Source organism: Paraburkholderia sp. A1BS-2L (assembly GCF_051125205.1).
Taxonomy (GTDB): domain Bacteria; phylum Pseudomonadota; class Gammaproteobacteria; order Burkholderiales; family Burkholderiaceae; genus Paraburkholderia.
In genome coordinates this window covers 2503469-2517881 of the sequence record NZ_CP120428.1, presented here as the reverse complement: position 1 = coordinate 2517881, position 14413 = coordinate 2503469, and the positions used below count along the sequence as shown (strand labels likewise).

Below are 14413 nucleotides of genomic sequence, written 5' to 3'. Positions count from 1 at the left end.
GGCCGCCGCCCGCTAGCTCCCGCACGATTTATTCCTGAGGGAGGAGCGTAACAGCCGCCACGATAAGACAAATATGGAGTTGATCTGGAACGTAAAGTTTCCGCGAGTTGCCACGATCATGGCCAAAATTACCAAAACTCATATCGGTCTGACCCGATGTTCGTTCGCCGGGCATGAGCGTGCCCTGTATGCTTCTATCTTGTAAATGTTCACTGGATCAACGGGCGATGCGCCGATGCAGGTAACGGACCGCCCACCTCGTTCAAAGGAAACCGCACCATGAGTCTGCGTCTTGGCGATATTGCACCCGACTTCGAGCAGGATTCGAGCGTTGGCCGCATCAAGTTTCATGACTGGCTCGGCAACAGCTGGGGCGTGCTGTTCTCGCATCCGGCCGATTTCACGCCGGTCTGCACAACCGAGCTGGGCCTGACCGCGAAGCTCAAGGACGAGTTCGAGAAGCGCAACGTCAAGACGATCGCGCTTTCGGTCGATAGCGCGGAATCGCACAACGAGTGGATCAAGGACATCAACGAGACGCAGGCGGTGAGCGTCGGTTTTCCGATTCTCGCGGACGGCGACCGCAAGGTGTCCACGCTGTACGACATGATCCATCCGAACGCGAACGAGACGCTCACGGTGCGCTCGCTCTTCGTGATCGATCCGAACAAGAAAGTGCGCCTCATCATCACGTATCCGGCGAGCACGGGCCGCAATTTCGACGAAGTGCTGCGCGTGATCGATTCGCTTCAGCTCACCGACAACTATCAGGTCGCGACGCCCGGCAACTGGAAGCACGGCGACGATGTCGTGATCGTCCCGTCGCTGAAGGACGAAGAGGTGCTCAAGCAGAAGTTTCCGAAGGGCTACAAGGCGCTGCGTCCTTATCTGCGCCTGACGCCGCAACCGAACAAGTAACGTACAGGCCTGGCCGTGCCGATCACCGAACGCGCGGCACCAAAATGAAAGAGCGCCGCGCGAGTCGATTCGCGCGGCGCTTTTTTCATACGCCAACGGCTGCGGGGAGGGGCGTTTTAGAAGAACGCCTGAATGCCCGTTTGCGCGCGGCCCAGGATCAGGGCGTGGATGTCGTGCGTGCCTTCGTAGGTGTTCACCACCTCGAGGTTCACGAGATGGCGCGCCACTCCGAACTCGTCGGAGATGCCGTTGCCGCCCAGCATGTCGCGCGCGAGGCGCGCGATGTCGAGCGACTTGCCGCACGAGTTGCGCTTCATGATCGAGGTGATCTCGACCGCCGCCGTGCCCTCGTCCTTCATGCGGCCGAGGCGCAGGCAGCCTTGCAGGCCGAGCGTGATTTCGGTCTGCATGTCGGCGAGCTTTTTCTGGATCAGCTGGTTGGCCGCGAGCGGGCGGCCGAACTGCTTGCGGTCGAGCACGTACTGGCGCGCCGTGTGCCAGCAGGCCTCAGCCGCGCCGAGCGCGCCCCAGGCGATGCCGTAACGGGCCGAATTCAGGCACGTGAACGGTCCACGCAGGCCCTTCACGCCGGGCATGATGTTCTCTTCCGGCACGAACACCTCGTCGAGCACGATTTCACCGGTGATCGACGCGCGCAGGCCCACCTTGCCGTGGATCGCCGGCGCCGAGAGGCCCTTCCAGCCTTTCTCGAGGATGAAGCCGCGGATCTCGTCCTTGCCGTCTTCTTCGAGCTTTGCCCAGACGACAAACACATCGGCGATGGGCGAATTCGTGATCCACATCTTGGCGCCCGAGAGCGAGTAGCCGCCGTTCACCTTCTTCGCGCGCGTGACCATGCTGCCCGGATCGGAGCCGTGATTCGGTTCGGTCAAGCCGAAGCAGCCGATCCACTCGCCGCTCGCGAGCTTCGGCAGGTACTTCTGCTTTTGCGCTTCCGAGCCGAATTCGTGGATCGGCACCATCACGAGCGACGACTGCACTGACATCATCGAGCGATAGCCCGAGTCGACACGCTCCACTTCGCGTGCGATCAGGCCGTAAGCCACATAGTTCAAGCCCGGGCCGCCATATTGCTCGGGGATGGTCGGACCGAGCAGGCCGACTTCGCCCATTTCGCGGAAGATCGAAGCGTCGGTCTTTTCGTGGCGGAACGCTTCCAGCACGCGCGGCGCGAGCTTGTCCTGCGCGTAGGCGGCGGCGGCGTCGCGCACCATGCGCTCGTCTTCGGTGAGCTGCTGGTCGAGCAGCAGAGGATCTTCCCAATGAAACTGGGCATGTGCGGCCATGGTGTCTCTCCAAAATCTCGAAATGGACAATTTGCGCTTGACTGAAGTTCCGCTATGCGGAACAATGTTTTGCAAATTCACCTTAGTGTATCACCAGCTCGCTCATGTCTGCATCTGAAATGAACACGTCTTCATCGCTTTCTTCCGCGCTGGCGGAGGGCCCGATCGACGAGCGCAAATTCGTCGTGGCGCTCGCGCGCGGGCTCGAACTGCTGCGTGCTTTCCGGCCCGGTGAAACGCTGCTCGGCAACCGCGATTTCGTCGAGCGCACTGGCTTGCCGAAGGCAACCGTCAACCGGCTCGCCTATACGCTTACGGTGCTCGGCTATTTGCGCTTCGACGAATTACTCGGCAAATATGCGCTCGACGCCGGCGTGCTGTCGCTGGGGTTTGCGTTGCTTTCCGGCACGGACACGCTCGAACTCGCGCGCCCGCATATGCGCGTGTTCGCGCGCGAGGTGGGGGCGGCGGTGTCGCTAGGATGTCGCGACGGCCTCGACGTGATCTATCTGGACACGATCCGCAGCGAGACGGCGCTTACGCTGGGTCTTGCATCGGGCTCGCGCCTGTCGATGCTGACGAGCTCCATGGGGCGCGCATATCTGGCGGTGCAGCCGCCCGAGGTGCGTAAGGCGCTGTTCGCCGAACTGGAAAAGGCCGCGGGTGCTGACGGCCCCGCGCAGGTTGCGGCGGCGAAGCGGGAGATCGAGGTTTTCGCGAAGGAGGGCGTCTGCTATTCGTTTCGCGACTGGCACGACGATGTCAACGCCGTAGCAGTGCCGTTTCGCGAGCCGCGCGAGCGGCGCTGGCTGGTGCTCAGTTGCAGCGGGCCCGCTTCGTCGATGGGGCCGGAAGTGTTTCGCGAGCGCGTGGCGCCGCTGCTGAAGTTGCTGGCGCGCAGGCTCGGCGAGACGGTCTGACGCGCGCCGCCATGGACGAAAAAAAGCCGACCCGAGGGTCGGCTTTTTACATGATGCGGAGGGCCGGCTTAGTGATTCAGGCGGCCGAGCAGCAAGAACTCCATCAGCGCCTTCTGGACGTGCAGGCGGTTTTCCGCCTCGTCCCAGACCACGCTTTGCGGGCCGTCGATCACCTCGGCGCTCACTTCCTCGCCGCGGTGTGCGGGCAGGCAGTGCATGAACAGGGCGTCGGGGTTGGCGCGCGCCATCATTTCTGCATCCACGCACCAGTCGGCGAAGGCCTTCATGCGCGCCTCGTTTTCCGCTTCGAAGCCCATGCTGGTCCAGACGTCCGTGGTGACGAGGTCGGCGCCCGCGCAGGCCTCGTTCGGGTCGTCGAAGACCGCGTAGTACGGCGCGCTTTCCGGCGCGACCAGAGCAGGATCGAGCGGGTAGCCCGGCGGCGTGGAGATGCGCAGCTTGAAGTCGAGGATCTGCGCGGCTTCGATCCACGTGTAGAGCATGTTGTTGGCGTCGCCCACCCACGCCACGGTCTTACCGCGGATCGGGCCACGATGCTCGTAGTACGTAAAGATGTCGGCCAGCACCTGGCAGGGGTGGTACTCGTTCGTGAGACCGTTGATGACCGGCACGCGCGAACTTTCGGCAAAGCGACGGATGATGTCCTGGCCGAACGTGCGGATCATGATGATGTCCACCATGCGCGAGATCACCTGCGCCGAATCCTCGATGGGCTCGCCGCGGCCGAGCTGCGTGTCGCGCGTGTTCATGAACACGGCGTGACCGCCAAGCTGGAAGATGCCGGCTTCGAAAGACAGACGCGTGCGCGTGGAGCTCTTCTCGAAGATCATCGCGAGCGTGCGGTCGTGCAGCGGATGATAGGTCTCGTAGTTCTTGAACTTGCGCTTCAGGATGCGCGCGCGCTCCAGCACATATTCATAATCGTCAAGGGAGAAATCCTTGAACTGCAGGTAATGGCGAATGGTCCGGGAGGTCATGAAACGAAAACGGCGCCTGATCCGGCCTCGAACTGCAGGTTGGAGCCGGCGACGCCGCTGCGGTTGGTGGTAAGTCAATGCAGCATAAAGGATTTTGCGGACTTTGACGAGTCGGCCGGAAGGCGGGGGCGGGGCCAGGTGGACTTCGGCGCCATGGAAGAAAGCCAGGGCAATGCGCAACGCGGCCCCCGGCCCGCTGTCCTATGTGCAGTGCGTCAAAAGTGCTGCTGCGCTATAATCTCAAAGATTTTTCAGGCACGACAGCGGGCTCGACGCGCAAGACGCGGGGCTCGCGGGAGCGGCCTGTGCGCTGGCCGGAAAGCGCGCTGCACATGCGATGCGGCGCCGCGCCGGTCGGGGTGCGCGACCGGCTTCTCCCCTCTCCATCGGACTGTATTTGCACGCGGCTATCGGGCGAACCGCCCGCGGCTGGCGCTCTGCGGGACAAGCGCGGAGCGGCGTGCTCGTGCTCTCGTTTCAGCCGCATAAGCGCACCGCGTTACCGCGGCTCCGCGCAGTCATACAGGTACCCTACATGGCCGACGACGCTCCAACCGAATACTTTATTCAAGGCATCACCAGTACGGGGAAAAAGTTTCGCCCGAGCGACTGGTCCGAGCGCCTGGCGGGGGTGATGTCGAGTTTTGGCCCGAAGGCGCCCGCCAATGCGCGCGGGCCGAACGCTTATCTGCGCTATTCGCTGTACGTGCGGCCGACCATGATCGGCGACCTCAAGGTCGTGGTGCTGGATTCGCGCTTGAAGGACGTCGAGCCGATGGCTTTCAACTTCGTGATGAATTTCGCCAAGGACAACGATCTGGTGGTGACCGAGGCCTGCGAGTTGCCGCAGGATCACGCGACACAGCAGGGCGGCAGCCGCTGAATCGCACCCACCCGCTGCGGCGGGTTTTTTTGCGCCTGCGCCGCGCAGTGGCGCAGGCGTCGCCGGAATTGCAGCAATAAAAAACCCGCCGAAGCGGGTTTTTTTGTGCAGCGGAATCAGAAAGCGCCCGCCGTGGCGGACGGTCCGACTCTTGTCTGCGCTTTATTGCGCAGCTTGCATTGCCTTGACGGCAGCTGCGAGGCGGCTCTTATGGCGAGCAGCCTTGTTCTTGTGAACGATCTTCTTGTCCGAGATGATGTCGAGCGTCTTTGCCGAGGCCTTCAGGACTTCTGCAGCCTTTGCCTTGTCGCCAGCGTCGATCGCCTTGCGGACAGCCTTGATAGCGGTGCGGAACTTCGAGCGCAGCGCCGAGTTGTGCGAGTTTGCCTTAGCGGCCTGACGGGCGCGCTTGCGTGCTTGTGCGGAATTTGCCATGTTGGTTCCTTATGTTTCGAGAGCTTCAGCTCGCCGACTCCGGGTCGGGCAGAGCGACGCTCCTTGCCTGGATTTGAACTTCCGGGTGATTGCCCGAAAGCACAAAACGGTATTTGCCGGCATTGATCCAGCTTGCCAGCCGCGTCTTTTGTGCCAAAGCGCAAAGAGGGCCTGAAACGCAGACCGCTCAACGCTCCCTTTCCAAGACGCGATTCTCGAGTGCCAGTGAAACTCGAAACCGCGAATTATAGCAATGAAATCATGGGCGTGGCAACGGCGATGCGCCTGGCGTGCCATCCCTTATCGGGAACGAAGCAGGAACGAAGCAGGAACGAAGCGGCGACGGACCAGGCGGCACCCGTATAATAAGCGCCCCATGAATCTATTCCGAGCCCTGCTGACGGTCAGCGGCTTCACGCTGCTGTCGCGCGTGACCGGACTGGCCCGTGAAACGCTGATTGCCCGCGCATTCGGCGCGAGCCAGTACACCGACGCCTTCTACGTCGCGTTTCGCATCCCCAACCTGCTGCGCCGCATTTCGGCGGAAGGCGCGTTTTCGCAGGCTTTCGTGCCGATTCTCGCGGAGTTCAAGAGCCAGAAGGGGCACGACGCCACCCGCGATCTCGTTGATGCGACTTCGACGGTGCTCGCGTGGGCGCTCGCCATTCTTTCGGTGCTGGGCATCGTCGGGGCGTCGTTCGTCGTGACGGTGGTGGCCACGGGCCTGAAGAACGACGGCCAGGCGTATCAACTTGCCGTCGCGATGACGCGCATCATGTTCCCGTACATCGTGTTCATCTCGCTCACGTCGCTCGCGTCCGGGGTGCTCAACACGTACAAGCAGTTCTCGCTGCCCGCGTTCGCGCCGGTGCTGCTCAACGTGGCGTTCATCACGGCGGCGGTGGCGTTTGCGCCGCACATGAAGCAGCCGGTCTTTGCGCTCGCGTGGGCCGTGATCGTCGGCGGCGTGCTGCAGTTCGTCGTGCAGCTGCCGGGGCTGAAGAAGATCGACATGATGCCGCGCATCGGCCTCAATCCGCTCAAGGCGCTCGCGCATCGCGGCGTCAAGCGCGTGCTCGCGAAAATGGTGCCGGCCATGTTCGCGGTGTCAGTCGCGCAGATCAGCCTCATCATCAATACGAACATTGCGTCGCGTCTGGGCGCGGGCGCGGTCTCGTGGATCAATTACGCCGACCGTCTGATGGAGTTCCCCACCGCGCTGCTGGGCGTGGCGCTCGGCACGATCCTGCTGCCTAGCCTGTCGAAAGCGCACGTCGATGCCGATCCGCACGAATATTCGGCGCTGCTCGACTGGGGCCTGCGCGTGACCTTCCTGCTCGCGGCGCCTTCGGCGGTTGCGCTGTTCTTCTTCTCCGAGCCGCTCACGGCCACGCTGTTCCACTACGGCAAGTTCGACGCGAATTCGGTCGTCATGACAGCCCGCGCGCTCACCGCTTATGGTGTGGGGCTCATCGGGCTCATTCTCATCAAGATTCTCGCGCCCGGTTTTTATGCGCGCCAGGACATCAAGACGCCCGTGAAGATCGGCGTGGGCGTGCTGGTCGCCACGCAGATCGGCAACTATGTCTTCGTGCCGATCTTCGCGCACGCGGGCCTCACGCTCTCGGTCGGGCTCGGCGCCTGCATCAACGCGCTGCTGCTGTTCATCGGCTTGCGCCGCCGCGGCATCTATATGCCGTCGTCGGGCTGGACCCGCTTCTTCGTACAGCTGCTCGGGGCATGCCTCGTGCTTTCCGGTGCGATGCACTGGTGTGCGATCAGCTACGACTGGATCGGCTTGCATCATGAGCCGCTTGCGCGCATGGCGCTGCTCGCCGCCTGCCTCGTGCTGTTCGCCACGCTATATTTCGGTATGCTTTGGTTGATGGGCTTCAAATACGCATACTTCAAGAGGCGCGCGAAGTGATCACGATGAACACGCGGGTGCTCGATTATTTCAGTGCACTCGTGGCCGACGACGACAGCCTGCCGCTCACCGAAGCGGCGCTCGCAATCGCGCAGGACGCCTACCCCGACCTCGACGTGCAAGGCACGCTCGCGGAAATCGACGAGTTGGCGCTGCGCGTGAAAAAGCGCATGCCCGAGGGCATCGACGTGCGCCAGCAGATCACGTTTCTGAACCGCGTGTTCTTTCGCGAGATGGGCTTCGGCGCCAATCTCAACGACTTTTTCGATCCCGATAACAGTCATCTGAATGTCGTGCTCAAGCGTCGGCGCGGCATTCCCATTTCGCTCGCGGTGCTCTACCTGGAGATTGCGGGGCAACTCGGGCTGCCGGTGCAGGGCGTGTCGTTTCCGGGGCACTTCCTGCTGCGCGTCTCGCTGCCCGAAGGCGACGCCATGCTCGATCCCACCACCGGTCGCACGCTCACCGAATCCGACATGGTCGAGATGCTCGAGCCCTATGTGACGAGTGCGGGCGACTCCGTCGCGCGGGCGCTGCGCATGCTGCTCGAACCGGCCACGCGGCGCGAGATCGTCGCGCGCATGCTGCGCAACCTGAAATCGGTGTACTTGCAGACCGAGCGCTGGGAGCGCCTGCTCGGCATCCAGCAGCGGCTGGTGATTCTGTTGCCGGAGAGCATCGAGGAGGTGCGCGATCGCGGCTTTGCGTATGCGCGCCTGGATTACCTGCGGCCCGCGCTGGAGGATCTCGAGCATTATCTCGACGAGCGCCCCGACGCCGAGGACGCCATGGTGGTCGAGTCGCAATTGCAGGAACTGCGCCAGCGCACGCTCGATAACGATTGATCGGCGCGCCGCGCTGGCGCGCGTTGTGTAAATTCTGCAAACAAAAAACCGCGAATTTTCGTTCGCGGGTTTTTTTACGCCGGATGCGAGCCTGCTTACTTCGGCTGCATGCGGATCGCGCCGTCGAGGCGGATCACCTCGCCGTTGAGCATCGGGTTCTCGACGATCTGCTTGACGAGCATCGCGTACTCGCTGGGTTTGCCGAGGCGCGGCGGGAACGGCACCATGGCGCCGAGCGCGTCCTGCACTTCCTTGGGCATGCCGAGCAGCATCGGCGTTTCGAACAGGCCCGGCGCGATCGTCATCACGCGGATGCCGTTGCGCGAGAGGTCGCGCGCGATCGGCAGCGTCATCGCCACGACGCCGCCCTTGGAGGCCGCATAGGCCGCCTGGCCGATCTGGCCGTCGTACGCGGCCACCGATGCCGTGTTGATGATCACGCCGCGCTCGCCGCCCTCGTTGGGCGCGGTCTGCGCGATTGCCGCCGCCGCGAGGCGGATCATGTTGAAAGTGCCGATCAGATTGACCGAAATGGTCTTGCTGAACGCGTCGAGCGGGTGCGGGCCGTCCTTGCCGACAGTCTTCACCGCGGGCGCGATGCCCGCGCAGTTTACGAGGCCGCGCAAGGTGCCTGCCGCAGTGGCGGCGGCCACGGCGAGCGCGCCGTCTTCCTCGCTTGCGACGTTGCACTTCACGAAGGTGCCGCCGAGTTCTTGCGCGAGCGCATGGCCCGCTTCCTCGTTGAGGTCGGCGAGCACGACCTTGCCGCCTTCGGCCGCGATGAGCCGCGCGCTGGCCGCGCCAAGGCCCGACGCGCCGCCGGTGATCAGAAATACGTTGTCGCGGATTTGCATCTGTCTTCCTCCTTGCTGCTCGATGGGTAATTTCTTGCGGCGTGACCCCGCAACGGGTCAGCCCGCGACTCCACGGCTAAGAGGAGCAAAAGGACGAGGACCGGCCGGAACGGGGAGGCCGGCGTCACGCCGGGGATCGCCCGGCGCGGCCGGCAAAAGACGTTTTACTTGAGCGCTTCGAACGCGCGGTTGCGGATTTCCTCGACGCTGCCGAGACCCGCGATGGCGCGGTACTGCGGCGCCTTCATGCCGTTTTCCTCGCCGCGCTGGGCCCAGTCGCTGTAGTAGGCGATGAGCGGCTTCGTTTGCGCGACATACACGTCGAGACGCTTGCGCACGGTCTCTTCCTTGTCGTCGTCGCGCTGGACCAGCGGCTCGCCCGTCACGTCGTCGACCATGTCCTGTTTGGGCGGGTTGAACTTGACGTGATAGGTGCGGCCCGACGCCGGGTGCACGCGGCGGCCGCTCATGCGCACGATGATCTCGTCGAACGGCACGTCGATCTCGAGCACGTAGTCGATGGCCACGCCGGCCTGCTTCATGGCTTCGGCCTGCGGCAGGGTGCGCGGGAAGCCGTCGAACAGGTAGCCGTTCTTGCAGTCGGGTTCCTGCAGGCGTTCCTTCACGAGGTTGATGATCAGCGCATCGGGCACGAGGTCGCCCGCGTCCATGTAGCGCTTGGCCTCGACGCCGAGCGGCGTGCCGGCCTTGACGGCCGCGCGCAGCATGTCGCCCGTCGAGATTTGCGGAATGCCGAACTTCTCCTTGATGAAGTTTGCCTGGGTTCCCTTGCCCGCGCCGGGGGCGCCCAACAGGATCAAACGCATTTCAACTTTCTCCGATCTATGTAAATTCTTGCGGCGCGGCGGCGGCCCTCGTGGGCGGCATCGGCGGCGTCGTGCGTCTCCTCTTCGGCAGGCCTTGTCGGGGAACCCCCACGCACAAAGGCTTCGACGGCTCGCGCAAACAACCGATTATGCCATGGGATTTTCGGCCCACGACCCCTCTTAAGGACGGAATAGCGCCTGCACGCGGGCGAGGTCGGCGGGCGTGTCCACGCCGGGCGCCGGCGCCTCGGCTGTGACGAGCACCGCGATGCGCTCGCCATGCCACATGGCGCGTAGCTGCTCGAGAGCTTCGGCCTGCTCGATCGGCGAGTGCGCGAGCGAGGGGTAGCTGCGCAGGAATTTCGCCCGATACGCATACAGGCCGATATGCCGATAAACGGTCGCTGGGGCCGGTGGGGCGGGCATGGCGGCCAGATCGAGGCGGGCCGGTGACCAGTGCGGCTGCCAGGCGTCGCGCGCCCACGGAATGGGGGCGCGCGAGAAGTAGAGCGCCACGCCGCGCGCATCGAGCACGACCTTCACCACGTTCGGGTTCAGGATCTCGTCGGGGGCGGTGATGGGGTGCGCCGCCGTGGCGATCGCGCACTCCGGGTGCGCAGCGAGGTGCGACGCCACGTCGCACACCAAAGCGGGGTCGATTAGCGGTTCATCGCCCTGAACGTTGACCACAATTAAGTCGTCGCTCCAGCCAAAGTGCTCTGCAACTTCGGCTAGGCGGTCGGTGCCCGAGGGGTGATCGGCGCGCGTCATGACCGCGTCGAAGCCGTGCTCGCGCGCGGCGTCGAGCACGCTCTGGGCGTCTGAGGCGATCAGCACCTGCTGCGCGCCCGAGGCGCGGGCGCGCTCGGCGACCCGCACGACCATTGGCTTTCCGCCGATGTCGGCAAGCGGCTTGTCAGGCAGCCGGGTCGAGGCGAGGCGCGCCGGTACGACGGCGATGAAGGGTTGCGCGGGCACGGTCATGCTCAGGTGTCGCTTGAGCTGCTTGAGCTGCTTGAGCCGCTTGAACCGGAGGGGCCGGCCGGATCGACCGGCGTGCCTTCGACGGTCTGGCGCGCCTCGTCGACGAGCATGACGGGAATGCCGTCGCGAATCGGATAGGCGAGCTTGTCGGCGTTGCAGATCAATTCCTGCGCGGCGCGGTCGTAGCTGAGCGGGCCCTTGCAGATCGGGCAGACCAGGATTTCAAGCAGACGGGCGTCCACGGAGTTTCTCCACAACCAGGGTAATGAGGCGATGATCGAGCGCGGCTTCAACGGGGACGACCCAGATGCGCGCGTCGTTCCAGGCCGCTAATTTTACGGCATCTTTTTCGGTGACCAGGATGGCGTCGGCCGCGACCTCGCTGAACGGGTTCGTCGCGTAGTCGTAATGGTCGGGCAGCGCGAGCGTTTGCGGCGCGAGGCCCGCCGCACGCAGGGTCGCGAAAAAACGCTCCGGCGAACCGATGCCGGCGGCCGCCACGATGCGCTGCGGCGGCTGGCCGGGTGCGCCGGACGCGCTCGCAGCGCCTTGCGCTGCGAATTGCGCGAGCGGCCGGCGCAGGGCGGGGTTCGCGAGATGCCAGGCCTCGCCGGGCTCGAGCTTGAGCGCGAAGGTGTTCGGCCAGTCGGGCAGCGCGCGCTCGAACGGATTGTTGACGAGCGTGGCGTCGCGCTGGCGCGAGAGCGGCTCGCGCAGCGGCCCGGCGGGCAGCAGAAAACCATTGCCGCCCAGCCGGTGATCGAAGACCACCAGCTCGAAGTCGCGCGCGAGACGGTAGTGCTGCAGGCCGTCGTCGCTCACGATTGCGTCGACGTCGCGGTGTGCCGCGCACAATGCCTGCGCCGCCGCGACGCGATCGGGCGAGACCCAGACCGGCACGCCGGTGCGGCGCGCGATCAGTAACGGCTCGTCTCCGCATGCGCGGGCGGACGTGTCCGCCGTCACCGGCGTGGGGCGCGGCACTTTCGCGCCGTAGCCGCGCGAAACGACGCCGGGCGTAAAGCCGGCGGCGCGCAGTGCCTCGACGAGCGCGATTACCGTGGGCGTCTTGCCGGTGCCGCCCACGGTCACGTTCCCGACCACCACGACCGGCGCGCCCACGCGCACCGATTTGAGCCAGCCCGCGGCATAGGCCGCGCGCCGTGCGCCGCTCACGGCGGCGAACACAACGGAAAGCGGCGCGAGCGCCCAGGCGAGTGCGCCGCGCTGCTGCCACTGGTGCGCGAGGCCGGCTTCGGCGCGCGCCTTGAGATCGGCAACGAGACCGCTCATCGGCGTGTGCGGCATGCGGGCCTTGCGTACGAAAGGCACCGGAGGCTGACGGGCAGAACGGACATCGGAGCGGTTCTCCAGTTCGAAGCGGGCGCGGGAGCCAGAAGTAAAAAGCGCCGCAGGGAAAGCAGGGACGGCTCGCTGTCGTGTCATATCGCGTCGCGAAAGGGCCGTCGTGAACCCGGCACTCTAGCGCGGGTGAGCGGCGGGCGGCAAGCTGCATGGCCAAGCGGTGGCGTGAATCCGGCGGCGCCAGCACGGCTCGCCGATGCGTAGCACGTCTGTGGATAACTTTGTGGAAAAGTAAGGCGCGGGTGAGCGCAAAAGCCCGCTCGTGGCCCATCTCATCGGTGTAACTCTTTGTTATTGAGATAAAAACCGTATGTAAATCAATGGGATGGGGTATTTTTTCAGCGTTTTTTACGTATTTGCGGCAACTATGTCACATGACGGAGTCGATGTGGACACCTCGTAGCCCTTGTTTCATGGGAGCGCTTCCCGCTGGACTGCCGTACCCCGAACGGTCTATCGTCTGTCCGGGCTATTTTCCGGGTTGGGTTTCGACCTTGCTTTCAACCCACTGTTCATTCACGTCTTGCTCATGAATTCCGACCGCTTTTCTTCTGCGCCCGGCGGCGATGTCGTCGTTCCGGTTTCGGCGCTCAATCGCGCGATCGCTTCCATGCTCGAACGTTCGTTCCCGCTCACGTGGATCTCGGGTGAAGTCTCGAACTTCACGCGCGCCGCGAGCGGGCACTGGTACTTCTCGATCAAGGACGCGCAGGCGCAAATGCGCTGCGTGATGTTTCGCGGCCGCGCGCAATACGCCGAGTTCACGCCGCGCGAGGGCGACCGCATCGAGGTGCGTGCGCTCGTGACGATGTACGAGCCGCGCGGCGAGGTGCAGCTGAACGTCGAGGCGATCCGGCGCACGGGGCAGGGGCGTCTTTTCGAAGCGTTCTTGCGTCTGAAGGCGCAACTGGAGGCCGAAGGGCTGTTCGACGCCGGGCGCAAGCGCACGTTGCCCACCCATCCGCGCGCGATCGGCGTGATTACGTCGATGCAGGCGGCTGCGCTGCGCGACGTGCTCACGACGCTCGCGCGCCGCGCGCCGCACGTTCCCGTGATCGTCTATCCGGCGCCGGTGCAGGGTGCGGGCTCGGCGGAAAAACTCACTGCCATGCTCGACGTCGCGAACGCGCGTGCGGAAGTGGACGTGATCGTGCTGTGCCGGGGTGGCGGCTCGATCGAGGACCTCTGGTCGTTCAACGACGAGACGCTCGCGCGCGCCATTGCAGCAAGCGCGATTCCCGTGGTGAGCGGCGTGGGCCACGAAACCGATTTCACGATCGCCGATTTCGCCGCCGACGTGCGCGCGCCCACGCCCACCGCCGCCGCCGAACTCGTGAGCCCGCAGCGCGTGCTGCTGCTGCGCGAGCTGGACCAGCGCCATGCCGCGCTCGCGCGGGGCTTCGGCAGGCTGATGGAGCGCCGCGCGCAACAGCTCGACTGGCTCGCGCGCCGCCTGGTTTCGCCGGGCGAACGGCTGGCGCAGCAGCGCGCGCATTTGCGCCAGTTGGCGATCCGGCTTGCTTCGGCGGGCTCGCGCACGACGGCGCAGGCGCGCGCGCAATTCAATATCGCGCAGATGCGCTGGCGGCGCATGCGCCCCGACGCCTCGGCGCAGCGCGTGCAGGTGGAGTCGCTCGCGCGGCGTCTCGACAGCGCGTTCGCGCGGGGGCGCGAGCGCGAAACGGCGCGCGTGGCGGGGCTCGCGGCGCGCCTCGAGGTGCTGAGCCCGCAGCGCACCTTCGAGCGCGGTTACGCGGCGCTGCTGGATGCGCAAAGCGGCGCGGCCGTGCGCTCACCGGGCGCGCTCAAGCCGGGCAAGCGCCTGACCGTGCATCTCGCCCAGGGCAGCGCCGATGTCGCGCTCGCCGACGTGCAGCCAAGACTTTCCGAAGACTTTTGAAACGAGCGTAGCAACGAGCGCAGCAGCGGGCGCAGCGTTTGCTGGAATGCGGGCACGATAGCCACAGGAGAGCCACATCACCGCGACGCCATCGCATTACAAGCGACACAAAAGCGACGCGAAATCGCCATGAAATCCGCGCCGCAAAAGCGCTGCATAACCGATGATCGGCATAATGTCCGAGCGTTTGCGGGGTTATTCCAACTCGCCTACAATCGAGTGCTCCATGCCGGCGAATTTGCAGAACTCT

Annotated in this window: 14 protein-coding genes; 6 read left to right on the top strand and 8 right to left on the bottom strand. The window is 64.7% G+C overall.

The window, feature by feature from the left end; all coding sequences use genetic code 11:
- Window positions 1-279: 279 nt before the first annotated feature.
- Window positions 280-918 (top strand): peroxiredoxin, encoded by a 639-nt coding sequence (locus P5W98_RS11435; RefSeq protein WP_421024627.1) that lies wholly within the window; start codon window positions 280-282, stop codon window positions 916-918.
- A gap of 116 nt (window positions 919-1034) precedes the next feature.
- On the opposite strand, the gene P5W98_RS11430 is transcribed toward P5W98_RS11435, so the two are convergent.
- A complete protein-coding gene (locus P5W98_RS11430) occupies window positions 1035-2225 on the bottom strand; it encodes an acyl-CoA dehydrogenase (protein WP_421024626.1) in 1191 nt (396 codons plus the stop codon).
- Between the two features lie 104 nt (window positions 2226-2329).
- Between P5W98_RS11430 and P5W98_RS11425 the strand changes: the two genes are divergently transcribed.
- On the top strand, window positions 2330-3145 hold the full coding sequence (locus P5W98_RS11425; RefSeq protein WP_421024625.1) for an IclR family transcriptional regulator: 816 nt from the start codon (window positions 2330-2332) through the stop codon (window positions 3143-3145).
- Window positions 3146-3213: 68 nt separating this feature from the next.
- On the opposite strand, the gene argF is transcribed toward P5W98_RS11425, so the two are convergent.
- A complete protein-coding gene (gene argF, locus P5W98_RS11420; RefSeq protein WP_421024624.1) occupies window positions 3214-4143 on the bottom strand; it encodes an ornithine carbamoyltransferase in 930 nt (309 codons plus the stop codon).
- 535 nt (window positions 4144-4678) lie between these two features.
- Here argF and P5W98_RS11415 point away from each other — a divergent pair.
- On the top strand, window positions 4679-5026 hold the full coding sequence (locus P5W98_RS11415) for a DUF3579 domain-containing protein (RefSeq protein ID WP_421024623.1): 348 nt from the start codon (window positions 4679-4681) through the stop codon (window positions 5024-5026).
- A gap of 162 nt (window positions 5027-5188) precedes the next feature.
- On the opposite strand, the gene rpsT is transcribed toward P5W98_RS11415, so the two are convergent.
- A complete protein-coding gene (gene rpsT / locus P5W98_RS11410) occupies window positions 5189-5461 on the bottom strand; it encodes a 30S ribosomal protein S20 (protein WP_035522092.1) in 273 nt (90 codons plus the stop codon).
- A gap of 376 nt (window positions 5462-5837) precedes the next feature.
- Between rpsT and murJ the strand changes: the two genes are divergently transcribed.
- Window positions 5838-7388 (top strand): murein biosynthesis integral membrane protein MurJ, encoded by a 1551-nt coding sequence (gene murJ, locus P5W98_RS11405; RefSeq protein ID WP_421024622.1) that lies wholly within the window; start codon window positions 5838-5840, stop codon window positions 7386-7388.
- 5 nt (window positions 7389-7393) lie between these two features.
- Window positions 7394-8233 (top strand): SirB1 family protein, encoded by an 840-nt coding sequence (locus tag P5W98_RS11400; protein ID WP_421025259.1) that lies wholly within the window; start codon window positions 7394-7396, stop codon window positions 8231-8233.
- A gap of 95 nt (window positions 8234-8328) precedes the next feature.
- Here the strand turns inward: P5W98_RS11400 and P5W98_RS11395 are convergent, their stop codons facing one another.
- The 5 genes from P5W98_RS11395 to lpxK all read right to left on the bottom strand — a co-directional run bounded on the left by P5W98_RS11395 (window position 8329) and on the right by lpxK (window position 12191).
- Window positions 8329-9087: a 3-hydroxyacyl-CoA dehydrogenase gene (locus tag P5W98_RS11395; RefSeq protein ID WP_421024621.1), complete on the bottom strand. Its 759-nt coding sequence runs from the start codon at window positions 9085-9087 to the stop codon at window positions 8329-8331.
- 164 nt (window positions 9088-9251) lie between these two features.
- Window positions 9252-9914 carry an adenylate kinase gene (gene adk / locus P5W98_RS11390; protein ID WP_421024620.1) on the bottom strand — a complete coding sequence of 221 codons (663 nt, stop codon included), beginning with the start codon at window positions 9912-9914 and terminating at the stop codon, window positions 9252-9254.
- Window positions 9915-10094: 180 nt separating this feature from the next.
- The gene (kdsB, locus tag P5W98_RS11385) at window positions 10095-10898 is read right to left on the bottom strand and encodes a 3-deoxy-manno-octulosonate cytidylyltransferase (RefSeq protein ID WP_421024619.1); all 804 of its coding nucleotides are present in this window, start codon (window positions 10896-10898) and stop codon (window positions 10095-10097) included.
- 2 nt (window positions 10899-10900) lie between these two features.
- Window positions 10901-11140 (bottom strand): Trm112 family protein, encoded by a 240-nt coding sequence (locus P5W98_RS11380; protein WP_421024618.1) that lies wholly within the window; start codon window positions 11138-11140, stop codon window positions 10901-10903.
- Window positions 11121-12191, bottom strand: coding sequence for a tetraacyldisaccharide 4'-kinase (gene lpxK, locus P5W98_RS11375; RefSeq protein WP_421025258.1), 1071 nt, complete (start codon window positions 12189-12191; stop codon window positions 11121-11123). The genes P5W98_RS11380 and lpxK overlap by 20 nt, the downstream gene beginning before the upstream one ends.
- A 601-nt stretch (window positions 12192-12792) precedes the next feature.
- Between lpxK and xseA the strand changes: the two genes are divergently transcribed.
- Window positions 12793-14163: an exodeoxyribonuclease VII large subunit gene (gene xseA, locus P5W98_RS11370; protein WP_421024617.1), complete on the top strand. Its 1371-nt coding sequence runs from the start codon at window positions 12793-12795 to the stop codon at window positions 14161-14163.
- The last annotated feature ends 250 nt before the right edge of the window (window positions 14164-14413 follow it).

Coding starts and splice junctions, on each gene's coding strand:
- P5W98_RS11415 (WP_421024623.1), top strand. CDS start 4,679: ATGGCCGACGACGCTCCAACCGAATACTTTATTCAAGGCATCACCAGT.
- murJ (WP_421024622.1), top strand. CDS start 5,838: ATGAATCTATTCCGAGCCCTGCTGACGGTCAGCGGCTTCACGCTGCTG.
- rpsT (WP_035522092.1), bottom strand. CDS start 5,461: ATGGCAAATTCCGCACAAGCACGCAAGCGCGCCCGTCAGGCCGCTAAG.
- P5W98_RS11400 (WP_421025259.1), top strand. CDS start 7,394: ATGAACACGCGGGTGCTCGATTATTTCAGTGCACTCGTGGCCGACGAC.
- kdsB (WP_421024619.1), bottom strand. CDS start 10,898: ATGACCGTGCCCGCGCAACCCTTCATCGCCGTCGTACCGGCGCGCCTC.
- P5W98_RS11395 (WP_421024621.1), bottom strand. CDS start 9,087: ATGCAAATCCGCGACAACGTATTTCTGATCACCGGCGGCGCGTCGGGC.
- adk (WP_421024620.1), bottom strand. CDS start 9,914: ATGCGTTTGATCCTGTTGGGCGCCCCCGGCGCGGGCAAGGGAACCCAG.
- xseA (WP_421024617.1), top strand. CDS start 12,793: ATGAATTCCGACCGCTTTTCTTCTGCGCCCGGCGGCGATGTCGTCGTT.
- P5W98_RS11430 (WP_421024626.1), bottom strand. CDS start 2,225: ATGGCCGCACATGCCCAGTTTCATTGGGAAGATCCTCTGCTGCTCGAC.
- lpxK (WP_421025258.1), bottom strand. CDS start 12,191: ATGAGCGGTCTCGTTGCCGATCTCAAGGCGCGCGCCGAAGCCGGCCTC.
- P5W98_RS11425 (WP_421024625.1), top strand. CDS start 2,330: ATGTCTGCATCTGAAATGAACACGTCTTCATCGCTTTCTTCCGCGCTG.
- P5W98_RS11435 (WP_421024627.1), top strand. CDS start 280: ATGAGTCTGCGTCTTGGCGATATTGCACCCGACTTCGAGCAGGATTCG.
- argF (WP_421024624.1), bottom strand. CDS start 4,143: ATGACCTCCCGGACCATTCGCCATTACCTGCAGTTCAAGGATTTCTCC.